Origin of the sequence: Amycolatopsis marina, assembly GCF_900111885.1 — a bacterium.
Classification (GTDB): domain Bacteria; phylum Actinomycetota; class Actinomycetes; order Mycobacteriales; family Pseudonocardiaceae; genus Amycolatopsis; species Amycolatopsis marina.
Window position 1 is genome coordinate 92414 of sequence record NZ_FOKG01000009.1, and the last position, 18326, is coordinate 110739.

Genomic DNA, 18326 nt, shown 5'->3' on the forward strand with positions numbered 1-18326 from the left:
GGGTCTCGGGATCCTCGCCGCACACGGGCGGCGCAACCTTTCTCGGCGGAACTCTGGTGTCCTGTGTGGGGATGAGGTCAGGTCACCGGCCGGGACTGTCGGCGCCGGGGGCGGTTGCCGGGGCCGCTGACGATGTTGCTGCGTTGGCCTTCACCTGGGCGGCCAGACCCGCGATGAACACGTCGAGCATGAACTCGAAGTGATCGATCTCGTCGTCGTGAAAGTGTTCCCGCATGGCGGCCAGGTGCGGCACCCGGTCGGCAGGCAGGGAATCCAGGTAGACGTTGATTTCTTCGAGACGTTTGCGGGCTTCGGAATCCTGCGCGGAGGACCACAGGCTGGCCTCGTACGCGAAGGCCGTGACGTACAGGGCGAGACCGTCGCATGCTGCGGGGATCAGGCGCGCGGGCAGTCCCGAACTACGCACGATCCCCAGCATCGCGTCCATCGCCACGAGGATGCCCGGAGTGGTGGGGATCAGGGTCTCCATGGCGATTCGAGCGATGCCCGGATTCCGCGCCATGAGCCTGGCCTGGTCGAGGCCCAGCTGCTTGAGTTGCTGTTGCCACCGCTCAGGATCCGGTTCGGGCACGGGGATGTCCCGCATCGTGGCGTCGAGCATCAGCTCGTGGAGTTCTCGCTTGTCCCGTACGTGGGCGTAGAGGGAGGCCGGTCCGGTGTCGAGTTCGTGGGCCACCCTGCGCATGCTCACCGCGTCGAGGCCCTCGGCTCCCATGACCCGCATCGCGGCGTCGACGATCACGTCGACATTGAGCTGCCGGCGTGGCTTGCCGCGCTCACGCCGCCAGGGCGGAGCGGGGAACTCGCGATCCGTCGTCACGCCGAAAAGCCTACGGCAGGACCCGCTGGGGCGAACACCGTACTTTTCAAGAACACCGTTCGATGATAGAACGGTGTTCGTAACGAACGGTGTTCGTCGAGTGGGGAGTTTCTGGATGTCAGTTGATGAGCGAGTGCCGGTGCTGGTGGTGGGCGCGGGTCTGGCCGGATCGTCCGCCGCGGTGTTTCTCGGCTTGCACGGTGTGCCTTCGCTGGTGGTGGAGCGACACGCCGGTACGTCCGCACAGCCAAAGGCCCGGGGCCAGTCATGGCACGCCATGGAGGCGCTCCGCATTGCCGGAGTGCACGAGCGGGTGCGCGACGCGGGGTACGACGTCGATGCGGGTATGCCGATCGTGATCGCCCAGAGTGTCGCCGGTCCGGTACTACACGAGATCGTCGGCGAGGCATGGCCGGACTGGTCGCACCTGACTCGGGAAGAGATGGGAATGGCCAGTCAGGAGAAGACGGAGCCGATCCTGCTGGAGCGCGCACGTGATCTCGGTGCCCAGGTGCGGTTCTCCACCAGGCTCGACACACTCGAGCAGGATGTGGACGGTGTCCGTGCCCGGCTTGCCGATCTCAGCACGGGATCGGAATACACCGTGCATGCCGACTATGTGGTGGCTGCCGATGGCAGGCGCAGCCCGCTTCGCCACGAACTGGGTATCGGCGTGCACGGGAGGGGACCGCTGGGGCACTCTGTCGCGGTGCAGTTCGAGGCCGATCTCGGCGACCTCGTGCGTGGTCGTGAGTTCGCCCTCTTCTACCTGCAGAACAACCCCACGCTCGCTGACGGTGCGACTCTCGTGAGTACGGACCGCCCGGACCGCTGGGTGTTGATGGTGCCCTTCGACCCGGATGCGGGCGAAAGTGCCGACGACTTCACCGAGGACCGCCTGATCGCGTGCGTACGGGCCGGAGTGGGCGTGTCGACCCTCCCGGTTAGGGTGCTCGATGCCACGCCGACCACGATCGCGCACCAGGTGGCCGATCAGTTCACGTGCGGGAGGGTGCACCTGATCGGCGATGCCGCCCACACGATGCCACCCCACGGCGGGCAAGGCGGCAGCACCGCGATCATGGACGGCTTCTACCTCGCCTGGAAGTTGGCGGCCGTGGTGCACGGTTGGGCGGGCCCCGGCCTGCTGTCGAGTCACGACACCGAGCGCCGACCCTACGGTGCTCTCATCGCGGGACAGCAGTACACGAACATGGTCATGCGATCGAATCCCGAACTCGCGGACGGCACCGAGGACGCGCCCGTTTCCCCCGAAGAGCTCTTGTTCGGCTACCGCTACCCCGACGGTGCCATCGTGCCGGAGCAGGGGGATGACGGCGCCCGCCTGGAGGACCCCGCGACGGCCGCGGGGCGTCCAGGGTCGCGTGCACCGCACGTCTGGCTGCCCGACGGGCGTTCCACAATGGACCTCTTTGGCCGCGGTTTCGTCCTGCTCACCGCCGCACACCGATGGATCACCGCGGCACAGGAGATCGCCGTCCGACTCGGCGTGCCGCTCCATGCAGAACACCTGCCGGTGGGCGACTGGACCGCCCGCTACGGAGTCACGCCGAACGGTGCTTCCCTGATCCGCCCCGACCGTTTCGTGGCCTGGCGTGCGCACGATGAGGCCTCCGCCAGTGAACTCGAGTCCGCGCTGCGGACGATCCTCGCCCGCTGACCGCATGCTCCACGTGACCAAGTGACCTCGCCGGTTCGTCCAGATTCAGTCGCTGGACGGCCGGCGCAGGGCACTAGTGACCCGTCAAGAAAGGTTCAGCACGGTTCTCCGCGGCCCAGCTCTCCGCAGGCAGCGTTGCGGAAGCGTCCGAGTATGTCCAATACGAGGACACTCCCGCGCCTTGCCTGCGAACACCTGCATCCACCGGTAACCACACCAACCTTCCTCGACGGAATACTAGAGTTCCGGTTCACCCCAGGATGTGACCGCCAGTTCTTCGCCGACGGACACCCTGCCGGCACGGATCACCGAGAACTTCACTCCGAACGCAACGCCGCCCTGCCCGCTTCGGCGGTAGCCCGCGAGCGTGCGCAGTGGCTCCGGGCCCACCCTCGCGCCTGTGTGCTGGTCGACCGTCGTGACCGCGCAGCGGATGGCGAGCTTGCTGTAGCCGAGCTCAGCCGTACCTGCTCGGACCGTGCGGACGCTGTCTTCCGCGTGTGGCTCGCCCCAGCCGTCGACCACGATATTCGGCCGGAAGCGGGTCATCGGCACCGCGATGCCACCGCGCTCGGCGATGCGTTCGGTGAGCAGGTCGAGCGAGAGCGCCGTGGTGAGGAGCAGGGGAGCACTGTCGGCGTAGGCGGACGTGCCCGGCGTCACTCCGTCGGTGACCCGGTCGTGTTCTGGTGGCACGCGGACGAGCCTGCTCGGCGTGCCGAGTACCTCGGACAGCCACGCCGCCACCGGTTCGCCCTGGTCGATTCCGCGATAGGGAGCGCCGAAGAGTTCCACCGCACGCCGGGCACCGGTGACGTCGACGTCGACCTGAATCACCGTGGCGCCTTCGGCCCGCAGGGTCAGCAACGTCCCTGTTTCGTCGATCTCCGGACGGATCCGGGCCAGCAACGGATCTCTTCGCTGGCTGCGGAACACTCCGTTCTCGCCGATGACCAGAAAAGTGCGATCATGGGCGAGGCCCGCGGGTGTGACGACGGCCTCGGGCACCGAGACGCCCGCGCAGCCCTTGACGGGGTAGTACTTCAGCTCGACGACTCTGGCCACCGGGCTCACGCTACCTACCGGCGCGGACAGGATCTCACCGAGATCGCGGGCACGGTCGCGGGCCGTACAGTAAGTCGCCATGACCGCCGAGGAACTGCTCGCACTCGACGCCGAACACGTCTGGCACCCCTACGCTCCGATGCCCGGCAGGGTGTCTCCGCTGCTGGTCACCGAGGCGTCTGGGGTGCGGCTGCGGTTGTCCGACGGCCGGGAGCTGATCGACGGCATGTCCTCGTGGTGGTCGGCCATCCACGGGTACCGTCACCCCGCGCTCGATGCCGCGCTCACGGAGCAGGCCGGCCGGATGAGTCACGTGATGTTCGGCGGGCTGACCCACGAACCGGCGATCCGGCTGGCACGGACTCTGGTCGACATCACTCCCGATGGGTTACACCACGTCTTCCTGTGTGACTCCGGATCCGTTTCGGTCGAGGTCGCGATCAAGATGTGCCTGCAGTACTGGCAGTCGCTGGGGCACAAGGCGAAGCGGCGGCTGCTGACGTGGCGGGGCGGTTACCACGGCGACACCTTCCATCCGATGAGCGTATGCGACCCAGAGGGCGGGATGCACTCGTTGTGGCGCGGAGTCCTGCCGGAGCAGCTGTTCCTGCCCGCGCCGCCACCGGGGTTCGAGGCCACGATCGACGAGTCCTATGTGGAGCAAATCCATGCGACGGTCGAGCGCCACGCGGACGAGTTGGCCGCGGTGATCGTCGAGCCGGTGGTGCAGGGAGCGGGTGGAATGCGGTTCCACCACCCGGGGTACCTACGGGCGCTGCGCGAGGCCACCGAGGCACACGGAGTGCTGCTGGTCTTCGACGAGATCGCGACGGGTTTCGGGCGCACGGGAAGATTGTTCGCGGCCGAGCACGCGGGCGTGACCCCGGATGTGCTCTGCCTCGGAAAGGCACTCACGGGCGGCTACCTCACGATGGCCGCGACACTGTGCACGCAGGACGTCGCGCGGGGCATTTCGAAGGGCGAACTTCCGGTGCTGGCACACGGCCCCACGTTCATGGGGAATCCGCTTGCCTCAGCGGTGGCCAATGCCTCGGTCGGGCTCCTGCGCGACGGGGGTTGGCAGACCGATGTCCGCCGAATCGAGTCCGCGCTGCGGTCGGGACTGGAATGCGCGGTGGATGTTCCGGGGGTGGTTGATGTCCGTGTGCTCGGAGCGATCGGTGTGGTGCAACTCGATCACGAAGTCGACATGGCCGCGGCGACCCGCGCCGTGACCGAACGCGGCGTTTGGCTCCGGCCGTTCCGGGACATGCTCTACTGCATGCCCCCGTATCTGGCCGATAACACCGATATTGCGGCGATAACCGACGCGATGGTGGCTGCGGCCGTTGTTGCCTGAGTCGCCGGAAGACCTGCGTCGGACCAAGTTCACCCGATCGGGTATCACCGCCTCATCTAATGGGATCAAGATCAACTCTTTGTCACGAATGCGCGGGATTCGCGATCGAGAGTTGTTATATCTGATGAGATCTGAGCCACGTGTCGCTATTTCTGCTTACTCAGTGATGCTGTTTTTGTGACGAACTCCATGTGAACAGAACATGAGAGGCTTTTCGCATAGCGGACATTTCACCGAACCTCCGGTTTCCTGGTGATCGAACGGGTCGTCGCAGCCGCCGACCCGACACGCGGACAGAGGTCTCCGCGTGCCGGAATCCGAAGCGGGAGGAATTGATGACGGAAGCGGCCTCGGACGAGAGTCAGCCAACGGGGGGCGCGAAACTCCGGCCGACCCTGCGCAGTGTGCTGCGCTATGACGTGCCTGCCTCACTGGTGGTTTTCCTTGTCGCCGTCCCACTGTCACTGGGCATCGCACTCGCGTCCGGCGCCCCGGTGATCGCGGGACTGATCGCGGCGATCGTCGGTGGCATCCTGGCCGGCGCACTCGGCGGCTCGGTGGTGCAGGTGAGCGGGCCCGCGGCAGGGCTCACGGTCATCATGGCCGAGACGATCAACCAGTTCGGCTGGGCTGTCACCTGTGCCATCACGGTCGCGGCCGGTCTGCTGCAGGTGTTGCTGGGGTTGAGTCGTGCCGCGCGTGCCGCACTGGCCATCTCCCCGGCGATCGTGCACGGCATGCTCGCCGGCATCGGTGTCACCATCGTGCTCGGCCAGTTGCACGTGATCCTCGGCGGATCAGCACAGAGTTCGGCGGTCGCCAACATCGCCGAACTGCCGCAGCAGATCGTCGGTCACCACGACACCGCCGCGATAATCGGCATCCTGACCATCACGATCCTGCTCGTCTGGCCCAAACTGCCGGCCGCGGTACGGAAGGTCCCGGCACCGCTCGCGGCCGTGGCCGCGGTGACGGTGTTCTCGACCGCGGCGAACCTCTCGCTGGACCGCGTGGATCTTCCCGGCGACATCCTGGCCGTGAATTTCGTTCCCAGGCTCCAGGGCGGGCCGTGGGGTGAGTTGGTGATCGCCACGATCACCATCGCGCTGGTCGCAAGCGTGGAGAGCCTGCTCTCGGCGGTCGCGGTGGACAGGCTGCACACTGGTCCCAGGGCGAACCTCGATCGTGAGCTGGTGGGTCAGGGCGTCGCGAACATGGCGTCGGGCGCGGTCGGCGGGCTACCGGTCACGGGCGTCATCGTCCGCAGTTCCACCAACGTCAGCGCGGGGGCCCGCTCCCGGGCCTCGGCCGTGCTGCACGCGGTGTGGGTGCTGGTGTTCACCGTCGCGCTCGCCGGGCTCATCGAGAGCATCCCGCTCGCCGCGCTGGCGGGACTGCTGGTCCACGTCGGAGCGCGGCTCGTGAACCTCAACCACATCCGGCAGGTCCGCGAGCACGGCGATCTGTGGGTGTACGTCGCGACCCTGGCGGGCGTGGTGGTGATCGATCTGCTCAGCGGGGTGCTGATCGGGATCGCGCTGTCGCTGGCCGTCATGTTGCGCCGGACCATCTGGTCCGGGATCCACGCCGAGGGTGAGGGCGACCAGCGGCGGGTGGTGATCGAGGGGGTGCTGACGTTCCTTTCGGTGCCCCGGCTCTCCAAGGTGCTCGGCTCGTTGCCGGAGGGCGGGACGGTGACGCTGGAGCTGGTCGTGGACTACCTCGACCATGCCGCCTTCGACACCCTGTCCGAGTGGCAGCAGTCCTACGAGCGGTCGGGAGGCACCGTCGTCGTCGACGAGATCGGGCATCCGTGGTTCCAGCGCGGGAAGTCGGGTGTGCCGACCGTTCGGCGGGAGGCCGCGGACAAGGTGGTGCCGCGCTGGCTGGCGCCCTGGTCGGAGTGGCAGGTCAACCACATGGGCGTCGCGGTGCCGGGGCAGCGGACCGAGCCGACGGCGACCAAGGCGATGTGCAGGGGAACCTCGGAGTTCCAGCGCCGCACGGCGCCGCTGGTGCAGTCCACCATGAGCAGGCTGGCTGGCGGTCAGCAGCCGCACACGCTGTTCATCGCCTGCGGTGACGCCCGGATCGTGCCGAACCTGATCACCACCAGCGGTCCCGGCGACCTGTTCACCGTGCGCAACATCGGCAACCTCGTACCCGCGCGCCCCTCTGCGGGGGACGATTCGGTCGCCGCCGCGATCGAGTTCGCGGTGGGCGTGCTGCGGGTGCGGGAAGTCGTGGTGTGCGGGCATTCCGGCTGTGGCGCGATGCAGGCGCTGCTCGGCGGGACGCCGGAGAACATGCCGGGGTTGGCGAACTGGCTGCGGCACGCGGAGTCGAGCGTGCGGCGCAGGGACAGCACCGCGCCGGTGCCGCTGCACCGGCATCTGCCACCGACGGAAGCGGATCAGCTGGCTCTGCACAATGTGTTGCAGCAGTTGGAGAACCTTCGCCAGTATCCGCTGATCGCCGAGGCTGAGTCGCGGGGTGACCTGCATCTGACCGGGATGTACTTCGACGTGGGCGGGGCGCAGGTGTACCTGTTCGACACCCCAGCCGGTGCGTTCGTGCCCGCGGACGCCAGCAGGCGTCCGGCAGCACGTGCGTGACAGGGGGCGTTCACGCCGACGACGAAGGGCCGGACGGATGCTCTAGTGTGCAGGTCGTGAGCGTGCTGGTGATCTCCGGAACCGGAACCGGCGTAGGGAAGACGGTGGTGACCGCGGCGATCGCGGCGCTGTCCCGTGAGCGTGGTGACCGGGTCGCGGTGCTCAAACCCGCGCAGACGGGCGTGGCACTGGACGAACCCGGCGACCTGGCCGAGGTGCGCAGGCTCGCCGGTGACGTGACCACCAGGGAACTGCGGCGGTATCCCGACCCGCTGTCACCTGAGGCGGCCGCTCGCCGATCCGGTCTGCGGCCCGTCCGGCCCGCCGAGGTGGCGCAGGCGGCGGGTGAGCTGGAGGCCACCCACGATCTGGTGCTCATCGAGGGCGCGGGCGGCCTGCTGGTGCGGTTCGACGACGGTGGCGGCACCCTCGCTGACATCGCCTGGTCGCTCGGCGCGCTGGTCCTGGTGGTCGCGCAGGCAGGTCTGGGCACGCTGAACGCCACGGCCCTGACCGCCGAGGTCGCAACCCGGCGGGGGCTGAACGTGGCGGGGGTCGTGATCGGGGCCTGGCCCGCCGATCCGGATCTGGCCGCGCAAAGCAATCTGAGTGATCTGCCGGTGGCCGCCGGGGGACCGCTGCTGGGTGTGCTTCCGACCGGGCTCGGTGCTGTGACCAGGGAAGAGTTCATCGAAGAGGCGCGCCGAGGGCTCTCGCCGTGGTTCGGCGGCACCTTCGACCCCGAATGCTTCACCGCGAGTGCGTCAGCCCAGACGTGACCACGGTCGCTGTGTCGCACGCCGCTGGTCGTGCACACTCACCCAACGTTGATTTCGTCTCAAAGAGGAGCAGTCGTGACCGCAGCACCCCATCAGGACACCGCGCTCGACAGGCGGGACCCTGAGGCCGCCATCCTCACCGCTGCCCGCGAGCAGGTCCTCGAGCGTGGGGAGGGCCTTTCGGAGAAGCAGGTCCTCGAGATCCTGCGGCTCGACGACGATCAGCTGCCGGGCCTGCTGGCTCTCGCCCACGAGGTGCGGATGCGGTGGTGTGGCCCCGAGGTCGAGGTCGAGGGCATCGTCAGCGTGAAGACCGGCGGCTGCCCGGAGGACTGCCACTTCTGCTCGCAGTCCGGCCGCTTCCCGACGCCGGTACGTTCGGCGTGGCTGGACATTCCCGGCCTGGTCAAGGCCGCTGCGGAGACCGCGGACACCGGTGCGACCGAGTTCTGCATCGTGGCCGCCGTCCGTGGGCCGGACGCCAGGCTGCTTTCGCAGGTGCGCGACGGCATCAACGCCATCAGGGAGTCGGGCAACGACATCCAGATCGCGTGCTCGCTGGGCATGCTGACGCAGGAGCAGGTCGACGAACTCGTCGAGATGGGCGTGCACCGGTACAACCACAACCTGGAGACCGCGCGCTCGCACTTCCCGAACGTGGTGACCACGCACTCCTGGGAGGAGCGCTGGGACACCCTGCGCATGGTCTCCGAAGCCGGGATGGAGGTCTGCTCGGGCGGCATCGTCGGGATGGGTGAGACCGACGAGCAGCGTGCCGAGTTCGCGGTGCAGCTCGCCGAGCTCGACCCGCACGAGGTGCCGATGAACTTCCTCATCCCGCAGCCGGGCACGCCGTACGAGAAGTACGAGGTGATCGAGGGCAAGGATGCGCTGCGGACCGTCGCGGCCTTCCGCCTCGCGCTGCCGCGCACGATGCTGCGCTTCGCAGGCGGCCGGGAACTGACACTGGGCGACCTCGGTGCCGAGCAGGGGATGCTGGGCGGGGTCAACGCGATCATCGTCGGCAACTACCTGACGAACCTGGGCAGGCCCGCGAGTCAGGACCTGGAGATGCTGTCCGGGCTGAAGATGCCGATCAAGGCGTTGAGCGAGACCCTGTGAAGGTCGACGAGTTCTGTATCCACTGTGGGCAGCCCGCCCTCGGCGGTGAGCACGCCGCGTGCCGGTCGCCGCGCACGGCGCTGGAGCCGCCTAGGTTCTGTCCCCGGTGTGCCCGCAGGATGGTCGTGCAGATCACGCCGAGTGGCTGGTCGGCTCGGTGCAGCAGACACGGGGAGTCGACGTCCGCCGGTTCCGCGGCGACCGCGGGCTAGAACGGCCAGGCGGTGCACGACACGGTGTCAGCCGAAGTGCGTCCCTTCCGGACCAGGCGCTAGTCTCGCCGAACGGGGAGTTCACGAGGGAGGTCGGGAGTGAGTCGTTCGTCGGTGGAGGCGCGGCGCGCTCCTGGAGGGGATCAGCAGGTGTTCCACTGGGTGCCGCGGCAGCGGCCGCGAGTCGTGGTGAAGGCGGATCTGCTGCCCGCGGTGAGCGTGTTGTCCATGGTCGGCCTGCTCGGGATCCCGGTGGGCTGGATCTGGTCGAGACTCGCGCCGCCCGAGCGCGTGCGCGTGCTGGCCGACAACAGGCTGGTGCCGTTGCAGTTGGAGAGTTGGCACCGCTTCGACGCGCTCGCGATCTTCCTGCTGCTGAGCATGGCTGCGGGAGCGATCGCCGGTGTGGTGCTGTGGCTGCTGCGCGAGCGCCGTGGCCCCGTGGTGCTGATCGCCGCGGTGCTGGGATCGCTGCTGGCAGGCTGGCTCGGCATGCAGATGGCGTCGGCGTTCGCGGGAGGGCTGTACACGGTCGCCGACGCTCCGGCCGTCGGTGACGTGGTGGAGCGGGCACCGGTCCTGGAGTCGGGCTGGGTGTTGCTGGCGCAGCCGCTGATGCTGGCGCTGGTGTACGGCCTGTTGGCGGCGTGGAACGGCCGTGACGACCTCGGGCGCAGGCTCGGCTGACGATCGTGAGGAAAACTCAACCTCTCGTCAGGTGGGCGCCGTTACGGTGACACCCGACGAAGGGGGTCATTTGTGGCGGACCAGGGACGGCAGGTCGAGCAGGCGGATACCGCGCGGATGCGGTTTCCCGGAATCAGCCCACGCGCCTACGAGCATCCGGTGGACAGGGGTGCGCTGGCGACGTTGCGGATGGTGCCCGGCTTCGCCGAGGTGCTCAAGGTGGTTTCGGGCCTGATCAGTGAGCGCGGCGAGCGGCTGATGGCGCTCGGGTCGGCCATCAGGGTCGGGCCGAAGCAGTACCCGGAGCTCGACCGGTTCCGGCGGGAGTGTGCCGAAACGCTCGACGTCGACCCGGTGCCGAACGTGTTCGTGGCCAGGAGTCCTGATGCGAACGCGATGACCCTCGGGATGGACGAGCCGTTCATCGTGCTGAGCACCGGCCTGGTCGAGTTGCTGGACGCGGAGGGGCTGCGCTTCGCGATCGGCCACGAGATGGGGCACGTGCTGTCCGGCCATGCGGTGTACCGGACGATGATGCGCAGGCTGCTCAGCCTGCAGCTCTCGATGTCGTGGATGCCGGTGAGCGCACTGGGACTGCGCGCGATTCTCGCGGCGTTGAACGAGTGGTACCGCAAGGCCGAGCTGTCCTGTGACCGCGCGGGCCTGCTGTGCGGGCAGGACCCGGCTGCGGCCCTGCGGGCGCATGTGCTGCTGGCGGGCGGAGTCGATCCGGCCAAGGTGGACATTCCGTCGTTCCTGCAGCAGGCCGAGGAGTACGACTCGGTGGACGACATCAGGGACAGCGTGCTGAAGCTGCGCAATATCCAGGAGATGTCCCACCCGCTCGCCGTTGTCCGTGCTTCGCAGTTGCAGAAGTGGGCCGCCTCGGAGGAGTACCGGGCGATCCTCGCCGGTGACTACCCGCGCCGGGACACCGACGAACCACATGGCACGTGGTCCGGGGACGTGAAGTCGGCGGCGAAGTCCTACAAGGACTCGTTCTCGGCTTCGGCGGACCCACTGTCCAAAGTGTTCGCCGACGTCGGCGAGGCCGTGTCCGGCGCCGCGGGGAAGGTGTGGGGTAAATTCGGCAACCGCGACGACGGGAATGGGGAGGGGACAACCCGCCCCTAGCCTGTCCGGAACTGCCAACTCGGACCCCGAAACTGCCAACTCGGGGTCGGGGCTAGTTCAGGCTCGCGGGGGTGCTTAGGGCGCCTTGGTCGGCGGGTGGGACCGGGACGGCGCGGAGGGTGGAGAGGAAGCCCGCCTCGCGGGTGAGCAGGCGGCAGGCCAGGCGCAGGCGGCGCAGGGGCTGGCGCTCCTCGAGCAGCCGTTGCTGGTCGGCCAAGGGGAGCAGGCAGTCCGCCGCGAGCAGGTATGCGAGGTCCTCGACCGGGGTGTCGTGCGGTGGGGTGTTCCAGTCGTCGCGCTCCCAGGCCGAGTCGCAGTACTGGCGGTGCGCGGAGCGGGCGACGGCTGACAGCCGCTCGGTGGCCTCCTCCGCCCCCGTGGGCAGCGGGGTGTCGTTCAGCCATTCGACGGTCCCCATCAGGTATGGCGCCGTCGTCGTTGCCACGTCCAGCAACCGGAACGGGCGCCTGCCCGTCGTGACGATGTCGAACCGGCCGTCCGGCAGTCGCTCGGCCTCGCGCAACTCCGCCGAACAGCCGACGTCGAACAGGTCCTGCGGTCCCTCGACCTCTCGCACCATCGAGGTCCTGATTGCGATGATCCCGAACTGCCGGTCGGGGAGCACCTCGTTCATCAGATCAACGATCAGCTGCCGGTATCGCGGTTCGAAGATGTGCAACGGCAGGTGCGCACCAGGCATGAGCACCGCCTGAAGCGGGAACAACGGCAACGTTGCCCGCTTCTCGCTTTCCGGTGATCTGTCGGCCACGCGCACACGTTACGACGCGTGCGGGCGTCCCGCTTGCTGGCGCTTGCTGCCGTCGCGCTGCCTCGCGGGCGGCCGGAACACCGCGAACGGGTCCGTGACCTGCATGCCGTCACCGGTGAACGAGAACAGCGCCGCCGGCCTGCCGCCGGTTCGACCTGGGGGAGCGGTGCCCCCGGTCGGCGCCAGCAGACCTCGCCTGGCGAGCACGCGCTGCAGGTTCGTCGCCGAAACGCGATAGCCCAGTGCCGCCGAGTACAGCTCCCGCAGCGACGAGATCGTGAACTCCTCCGGTGCCAGCGCGAATCCCAGGTTGGTGTAGCAGAGCTTCGCCCGCAGCCGGTTCCGCGCCCGCAGGGCGATGGCCTCGTGGTCGAACGCCGTCCTCGGCAGCGCGTCCAGGTCGTGCCACGCGGTGTCCTCCGGGATCACCGGATCAACCCCGGCGGGGACGAGACCCAGGAACGCCGTCGCCACCACTCGCGGTCCCGGTACCCGGTCCGGCGCGCTGAAAACGGCCAGTTGCTCCACGTGAGTGAGATGGGTCACGTCCACCTTCTCCGCCAGTTGCCTGCGGATCGACGTCTCCACGTCCTCGTCCGGCCGAAGCCGGCCACCCGGCAGCGACCACCGTCCGACGTGCGGATCCAGCGCCCGTCGCCACAACAGCACCTGCAGGCTGGAGGGGCCAGGAGCCGGCGCTGTGGCGCATCGCACTTGAAGGACGGCCCCCAGGACCTCGTGTGCCAGGGGGGCACTGCTGTTAATATGACTGTGCACGGTTTTCGATTATAAGACGAAAACTGAGATGTCGTCCAGGAGGCCCGCCATGACCTTGCAGATGGAAGATCTCGTTCCCTACGGCGGCGTCGAAGCCGACGCGGCCTGGGCGGATGAGGTGCGCCGCCTTGCCAGGGAACGCGATGCGGTGATCCTCGCGCACAACTACCAGGTGCCGGAGATCCAGGACATCGCCGATCACACCGGCGACTCCCTGGCCCTGAGCCGGATCGCCGCCGCCAGCGAGGCCTCCACGATCGTCTTCTGCGGCGTGCACTTCATGGCCGAGACCGCCAAGATCCTCGCGCCGGAGAAGACCGTCCTCATCCCCGATGCCAGGGCGGGCTGCTCGCTGGCCGACTCGATCACCGGCGCCCAGTTGCGGGAGTGGAAGGCCGAGCACCCCGGCGCCGTCGTCGTCTCCTACGTCAACACGACGGCCGAGGTGAAGGCCGAGACGGACATCTGCTGCACCTCGTCCAACGCCGTCGACGTGGTCGCCTCGATCCCCGCCGACCAGGACGTACTGTTCCTGCCGGACCAGTTCCTCGGCGCGCACGTCAAGCGGGAGACCGGCCGGGACAACCTCTACATCTGGGCGGGCGAGTGCCACGTCCACGCCGGCATCAACGGCCCTGAACTGGCCGAGCGGGCAGCCGAGAACCCGGACGCGGACCTCTTCATCCACCCCGAGTGCGGCTGCGCCACCTCGGCGCTCTACCTCGCGGGCGAGGGCACCGTGCCCGCCGACAAGGTGCGGATTCTGTCCACCGGCGACATGGTGCACGCCGCCCGCTCCACCAAGGCGACGTCGGTGCTCGTCGCCACCGAGGTCGGCATGCTGCACCAGTTGCGCAAGGCCGCCCCGGAGATCGACTTCCGCGCCGTGAACGACCGCGCCTCCTGCCGGTACATGAAGATGATCACCCCGGCCGCGCTGCTGCGTTCCCTCCGTGAAGGGGCCGACGAGGTGCACGTCGACGCCGAGACGGCGCGGCGGGCCAGCGCCTCGGTGCGGCGGATGATCGAGATCGGCCAGCCAGGCGGCGGAGAATGACCACGGCGGTTCCCAACTCCGGGGCGAAAACTCCCGTTGTGGGTGATTCCGCCCGCTGGGAGGCGGAGGCCGACCTTGTCGTGCTCGGCAGTGGTGTCGCGGGCCTGACCGCCGCTCTGCGTGCCCAGCAGCTCGGGCTCAGGGTGCTGGTGGTCACCAAGGCCGGGGTCGAGGACGGCAACACCCGGTGGGCCCAGGGTGGCGTCGCCGTCGTCCTGAAGGACGAACACGAGGACGGCGACTCCGTCGAGCGCCACGTCACCGACACGGTGACCGCAGGGGCAGGCCTGTGCGACTCCGACGCCGTTCGCGCCATCCTCGGCGGTGGCCCGTCCGCCGTCGCCCGCCTGCGTGCCCTCGGCGCGCGGTTCGACGCCAGGGATGGTGCGCTGGCGCGTACCCGCGAGGGCGGGCACAGTGCGTTCCGGGTCATCCACGCAGGCGGGGACGCGACCGGCGCCGAGGTCGAACGTGCCCTCGTCACCGAGAGCACCGGCAGGCAGGTACCCGTCCTTGAGCGGCACATCGCGGTGGACGCCCTGCGCACCCCGCTCGGCGCCGTCGCGGGCGTGACCGTGCTCGACCCCGACGGCGTGCCGGGCGTTCTGCGTGCCCCCGCCGTCCTACTCGCGACCGGCGGGCTCGGGCAGCTCTACCAGGCCACCTCCAACCCGGAGATCGCCACCGGCGACGGGCTCGCGCTCGCGCTGCGCGCCGGAGCCCCGGTGGCCGATGTCGAGTTCGTCCAGTTCCACCCGACCGTGCTCTACACCCCCGGTGCCCGCGGCCGCTGCCCGCTGGTCACAGAAGCCGTCCGCGGCGAGGGTGCCGTGCTCCTCGACGTCACCGGCGCGCCGGTCATGCGTGGCGTGCATCCGCTCGGTGACCTCGCGCCCCGCGACGTGGTTTCGGCGGCCATCACCCGGCGTATGGCACAGGCTCCCGGGGGCGTGGACGACCACGTGTTCCTCGACGCCACCATGATCGCGGACTTCGCGAACCGGTTCCCGACCGTGCACGCGGCCTGCCGTGCGATCGGCGTGGATCCCGTTCGCGACCCCATCCCCGTGACTCCGGCGGCCCACTTCGCCTGCGGCGGCGTGGTGACCGGCACCGAAGGGCGCACCGCCGTGACCGGCCTCTACGCGGCGGGCGAAGTGGCGCGCACCGGCCTGCACGGGGCGAACCGGCTCGCGTCCAACAGCCTGCTCGAAGGACTCGTCGTGGGGGAGCGGGCCGCGGAGGCGGTCGCGGCCGACCTCGCGGGCGGGCTGCTCGCCGACCCCGGGCACGGCCTGGTTCCGGGCGGGGAACTGGTGCACATCGCCGAACGCGACTCCCTGCAGCGGGTGATGAGCCGCTACGCCGCCATCGGCAGGGACGCCGAAGGACTGGCCGTCGCGGGGTCCGTGCTCGACCTGGCCACCGTCGAGAGTCCGTTGTGGACGCAAAGTGCCGTGGAGGACGCCGCGCTCACCCTGATCGCCGGCGCACTGCTGTCCGCGGCCGCCCGGCGCACCGAGTCGCGAGGCTGCCATGTCCGCTCGGACTTCCCGCAGCGTGACGACGCCACCTGGCAGCGCTCACAGTCGCTGCGGCTCAGCCCGTCCGGCCAGGCCGTGCTGACGGATTCACTGGACAGGATGTGCGCGGCATGAGCAGGGAGCCGGTGGAACTCGACCGGGAAGACCTCGCCAGGGTCGTACGCACGGCCCTCGACGAGGACCTGCGCTACGGGCCGGACGCGACCACCGAGTCGACGGTGGCCGCCGACGCCGTGGCCACCGCCGAGCTGACCCCGCGCACAGCAGGAGTCCTGGCCGGGGTCCCCGCCGCGCTGGCGGTGTTCGAAGCGGTGCTCGGGAGCGGCTGGGAGCTGCGCGAGTCCCGTGCCGACGGTGAGCGTCTCGACGTGGGCGAACCCGCTGTCGTCGTCCACGGGTCTGTGCGCGGGTTGCTGACCGCCGAGCGCACGGCGCTCAACCTGCTGTGTCACCTCTCCGGAATCGCGACCGCGACCGCCGCGTGGGTGTCCGCGGTGGACGGTACGGGTTGCGCGATCAGGGACTCCCGTAAGACGCTGCCCGGCCTTCGGTCGCTGCAGAAGTACGCCGTTCGCTGCGGTGGCGGCGTGAACCACCGGATGGCCCTCGGCGACGCGGTGCTCATCAAGGACAACCACGTCGTCGCCGCGGGCTCGGTGACCGAGGCACTCCGGCTGGCCAGGGAGCACGCGCCCGACCTGGCGTGTGAGGTGGAGGTCGACGACCTCGGGCAGCTGGCGGAGGCGCTGGCGGCGGCGGCGGACGAGGTCCTGCTGGACAACTTCACCCCCGAGCAGTGCATCGCGGCTGTGCGGCTACGGAACGAGCGTGCTCCCGGTACCCGGCTCGAGGCTTCGGGCGGGCTGCGGCTCGAGAACGCCAAGGCATATGCCGCCACCGGAGTGGACTATTTGGCGGTCGGTGCGCTCACCCACTCCTCGCCCGCGCTGGATCTCGGTATGGATATGCGCTGAACGAGCTACTGTGTCGTCCGTCCGGCGGCATCCCATCCCCGCCGCTGTGCGGAAGAATCAGGAGCGTGACCGTGCCGATGTCCGGCCCGAGGGGGCGAACCCGGGTCGGCGTGATCGAAGACCACCCGCTGTACCGCGCGGCGCTCGCCCGGGTGCTCGCCAACGCCGTCGACCTGGAGCTCGGCGCGGTGGCGGAGTCGGTCGAGCAGTTCGCCGCCCAGCACGAGCCGGCGAGCACCGTCGTCGTCCTGGACCTGAAGTTGAGTGGCATCGCCGACGCGGCGGCGGTCTCCGAGGTGGTCGCGATGGGACACCATGTGCTGGTGGTGTCCGGTTACGCCGCCCCCGCCGACATTCTCGGAGCCATCGGGGCAGGTGCGCGGGGATACCTCTCGAAACACGCGGACGCCGAGGACATCCTGCACGCCGTTCGCACGATCGGGGCAGGCGACTCGTACATCTCGCCGGAACTGGCCGGTGTCGCCCTGGACTCCGCCCGGCATCGCTACGAGAGCGCCCGCCTGGACCTGTCCGTGCGGGAACGGCAGGTGCTCGCACTCGTCGCCGCGGGCGAACGTGACCAGGACATCGCCGATGAGATGGAGATCAGCGTCCGTACTGTGCGTTCCTACCTCGATCGGATCCGGGACAAGACCGGGCTCCGGCGCCGCACCGAGCTGACCCGCATGGCGATCGAAGAGGGCTTCGCCTCGCTGTGACCGCCTGCCTCACCCTGGGGTGCGGCCGAGGCGCCGGTTGGGCAGCACAGCCGTGGCCGCGCGGGAGTTCGCCGCGAGTTCGGGGTCGATATCGGTCAGCAGCAGCAGTTCCGGTGCCGGACCGAGCTGCGCGTGCACCTCGCCGAACGGCTCCGCCACGGTGGAGTAGCCGATGCCCGTCGGCGCCTTCGGATGCACGTCCGCGGCGGTTTCGGCCGGATCGGCCTGCCCGCAACCGAGCACCCAGGAACCGGAGTCCAGGGCGCGCGCCCGGATCAGCAGCTCCCACTGCTGCCGCTTGCCGGGCCCCGCTCCCCAGGACGCGGGGACGAGCACCGCGGCGGCCCCCCGGTCGGCCAGTTCCTGGAACAGCTCGGGAAAGCGCACGTCGTAACAGGCGGTGACACCGAGGAGGGTGCCGTCGGCCTCGACGGTCAGTGGTTCCGATCCGCCCTCGACCGTGTCGGATTCGCGGAAGCCGAACGCGTCGTAGAGGTGGATCTTGTCGTAGCCGAGATGCTGTCCGAACCCGGTGGCCAGAATGGTGTTGCGCACCCGGTCACCACCCGGGCCCTGTTCCCTGGCAGGGGTGAACATCCCGGCGACGACCAGCACGTCGTGCTCGACGGCGATCGCGGCGACCCCGCTCGCCCACGGGCCGTCCAACGGCTCGGCCAGTGGGGCCAGTGAGGTACCGAAGCGGGCCATCATCGCCTCGGGGAACACGACGACGCGCGCACCCTGCGCGGCGGCCTCCGCCACCCGGGTCCTGAGTGTGCCGAGGTTTTCGGCGGGGTCGGCGCTCGACGTCAGCTGACACAGTGCGACGCGCAGCACGGCCGCTCCTTTCCCGGACTTGTCCACAACAGGTATACGCGATTGTGCGGGTTGTTCACGATCGGCCGGACGGGGGTGGCCCGGAGGCTGCTCGCGGCAGGTCGAGTGAGGGTAGACACTGCCGGCGCGGCGTACGGTCGGCGACCTCGTACC

17 protein-coding genes are annotated in these 18326 nt (G+C 69.2%); 12 read left to right on the plus strand and 5 right to left on the minus strand.

What is annotated here, in order from left to right; all coding sequences use genetic code 11:
• Positions 1–82: 82 nt before the first annotated feature.
• On the minus strand, positions 83–841 hold the full coding sequence (locus BM199_RS16365) for a TetR/AcrR family transcriptional regulator (protein WP_218160350.1): 759 nt from the start codon (positions 839–841) through the stop codon (positions 83–85).
• A 115-nt stretch (positions 842–956) separates the two neighbouring features.
• Between BM199_RS16365 and BM199_RS16370 the strand changes: the two genes are divergently transcribed.
• Positions 957–2522 (plus strand): FAD-dependent monooxygenase, encoded by a 1566-nt coding sequence (locus BM199_RS16370; protein WP_091674098.1) that lies wholly within the window; start codon positions 957–959, stop codon positions 2520–2522.
• Positions 2523–2759: 237 nt separating this feature from the next.
• On the opposite strand, the gene BM199_RS16375 is transcribed toward BM199_RS16370, so the two are convergent.
• A complete protein-coding gene (locus BM199_RS16375) occupies positions 2760–3587 on the minus strand; it encodes an MOSC domain-containing protein (RefSeq protein ID WP_091674256.1) in 828 nt (275 codons plus the stop codon).
• Between the two features lie 79 nt (positions 3588–3666).
• On the opposite strand from BM199_RS16375, the gene BM199_RS16380 reads away from it, so the two are divergent.
• The 7 genes from BM199_RS16380 to BM199_RS16410 all read left to right on the plus strand — a co-directional run bounded on the left by BM199_RS16380 (position 3667) and on the right by BM199_RS16410 (position 11496).
• Positions 3667–4947 carry an adenosylmethionine--8-amino-7-oxononanoate transaminase gene (locus BM199_RS16380; RefSeq protein ID WP_091674099.1) on the plus strand — a complete coding sequence of 427 codons (1281 nt, stop codon included), beginning with the start codon at positions 3667–3669 and terminating at the stop codon, positions 4945–4947.
• Between the two features lie 335 nt (positions 4948–5282).
• Entirely contained in the window at positions 5283–7562 is a 2280-nt protein-coding gene (locus tag BM199_RS16385; RefSeq protein ID WP_091674100.1) for a bifunctional SulP family inorganic anion transporter/carbonic anhydrase, read from the plus strand.
• Between the two features lie 56 nt (positions 7563–7618).
• A complete protein-coding gene (gene bioD / locus BM199_RS16390) occupies positions 7619–8341 on the plus strand; it encodes a dethiobiotin synthase (protein ID WP_091674257.1) in 723 nt (240 codons plus the stop codon).
• A gap of 75 nt (positions 8342–8416) precedes the next feature.
• The gene (gene bioB, locus BM199_RS16395; protein WP_091674101.1) at positions 8417–9463 is read left to right on the plus strand and encodes a biotin synthase BioB; all 1047 of its coding nucleotides are present in this window, start codon (positions 8417–8419) and stop codon (positions 9461–9463) included.
• On the plus strand, positions 9460–9675 hold the full coding sequence (bsaP, locus tag BM199_RS34560; protein ID WP_425425534.1) for a biotin synthase auxiliary protein BsaP: 216 nt from the start codon (positions 9460–9462) through the stop codon (positions 9673–9675). Before bioB ends, bsaP begins: the two co-directional genes overlap by 4 nt.
• 150 nt (positions 9676–9825) lie before the next feature.
• Positions 9826–10362: a DUF2567 domain-containing protein gene (locus tag BM199_RS16405; protein ID WP_245788415.1), complete on the plus strand. Its 537-nt coding sequence runs from the start codon at positions 9826–9828 to the stop codon at positions 10360–10362.
• Positions 10363–10479: 117 nt separating this feature from the next.
• Positions 10480–11496: a M48 family metallopeptidase gene (locus tag BM199_RS16410; protein ID WP_091674260.1), complete on the plus strand. Its 1017-nt coding sequence runs from the start codon at positions 10480–10482 to the stop codon at positions 11494–11496.
• A 52-nt stretch (positions 11497–11548) separates the two neighbouring features.
• Here BM199_RS16410 and BM199_RS16415 read toward each other — a convergent pair whose 3' ends face one another.
• Both BM199_RS16415 and BM199_RS16420 read right to left on the minus strand, forming a co-directional pair.
• Positions 11549–12265 carry an LON peptidase substrate-binding domain-containing protein gene (locus BM199_RS16415; RefSeq protein ID WP_091674102.1) on the minus strand — a complete coding sequence of 239 codons (717 nt, stop codon included), beginning with the start codon at positions 12263–12265 and terminating at the stop codon, positions 11549–11551.
• Positions 12266–12274: 9 nt separating this feature from the next.
• Complete coding sequence (locus BM199_RS16420) at positions 12275–12997, minus strand: NUDIX hydrolase (protein ID WP_281245710.1); 723 nt, start codon at positions 12995–12997, stop codon at positions 12275–12277.
• 73 nt (positions 12998–13070) lie between these two features.
• On the opposite strand from BM199_RS16420, the gene nadA reads away from it, so the two are divergent.
• From nadA to BM199_RS16440, 4 genes are all read left to right on the plus strand, one after another.
• Positions 13071–14099 carry a quinolinate synthase NadA gene (nadA, locus tag BM199_RS16425; protein ID WP_091674104.1) on the plus strand — a complete coding sequence of 343 codons (1029 nt, stop codon included), beginning with the start codon at positions 13071–13073 and terminating at the stop codon, positions 14097–14099.
• Positions 14096–15757 (plus strand): L-aspartate oxidase, encoded by a 1662-nt coding sequence (locus BM199_RS16430; RefSeq protein WP_091674105.1) that lies wholly within the window; start codon positions 14096–14098, stop codon positions 15755–15757. The genes nadA and BM199_RS16430 overlap by 4 nt, the downstream gene beginning before the upstream one ends.
• Positions 15754–16617 carry a carboxylating nicotinate-nucleotide diphosphorylase gene (gene nadC, locus BM199_RS16435; protein ID WP_091674106.1) on the plus strand — a complete coding sequence of 288 codons (864 nt, stop codon included), beginning with the start codon at positions 15754–15756 and terminating at the stop codon, positions 16615–16617. The genes BM199_RS16430 and nadC overlap by 4 nt, the downstream gene beginning before the upstream one ends.
• A gap of 77 nt (positions 16618–16694) precedes the next feature.
• On the plus strand, positions 16695–17336 hold the full coding sequence (locus BM199_RS16440) for a LuxR C-terminal-related transcriptional regulator (protein WP_091674261.1): 642 nt from the start codon (positions 16695–16697) through the stop codon (positions 17334–17336).
• A 9-nt stretch (positions 17337–17345) separates the two neighbouring features.
• Here the strand turns inward: BM199_RS16440 and BM199_RS16445 are convergent, their stop codons facing one another.
• Positions 17346–18173, minus strand: a complete 828-nt coding sequence (locus tag BM199_RS16445; protein WP_091674107.1) for a carbon-nitrogen hydrolase family protein — start codon at positions 18171–18173, stop codon at positions 17346–17348.
• Positions 18174–18326: the final 153 nt, after the last annotated feature.

Bases quoted from the DNA above. Each gene is read 5' to 3' on its own strand.
- BM199_RS16370 (WP_091674098.1), top strand. From the start codon at position 957: ATGTCAGTTGATGAGCGAGTGCCGGTGCTGGTGGTGGGCGCGGGTCTG.
- BM199_RS16380 (WP_091674099.1), top strand. From the start codon at position 3,667: ATGACCGCCGAGGAACTGCTCGCACTCGACGCCGAACACGTCTGGCAC.
- BM199_RS16385 (WP_091674100.1), top strand. From the start codon at position 5,283: ATGACGGAAGCGGCCTCGGACGAGAGTCAGCCAACGGGGGGCGCGAAA.
- BM199_RS16410 (WP_091674260.1), top strand. From the start codon at position 10,480: ATGCGGTTTCCCGGAATCAGCCCACGCGCCTACGAGCATCCGGTGGAC.
- nadA (WP_091674104.1), top strand. From the start codon at position 13,071: ATGTCGTCCAGGAGGCCCGCCATGACCTTGCAGATGGAAGATCTCGTT.
- BM199_RS16430 (WP_091674105.1), top strand. From the start codon at position 14,096: ATGACCACGGCGGTTCCCAACTCCGGGGCGAAAACTCCCGTTGTGGGT.
- nadC (WP_091674106.1), top strand. From the start codon at position 15,754: ATGAGCAGGGAGCCGGTGGAACTCGACCGGGAAGACCTCGCCAGGGTC.
- BM199_RS16440 (WP_091674261.1), top strand. From the start codon at position 16,695: ATGTCCGGCCCGAGGGGGCGAACCCGGGTCGGCGTGATCGAAGACCAC.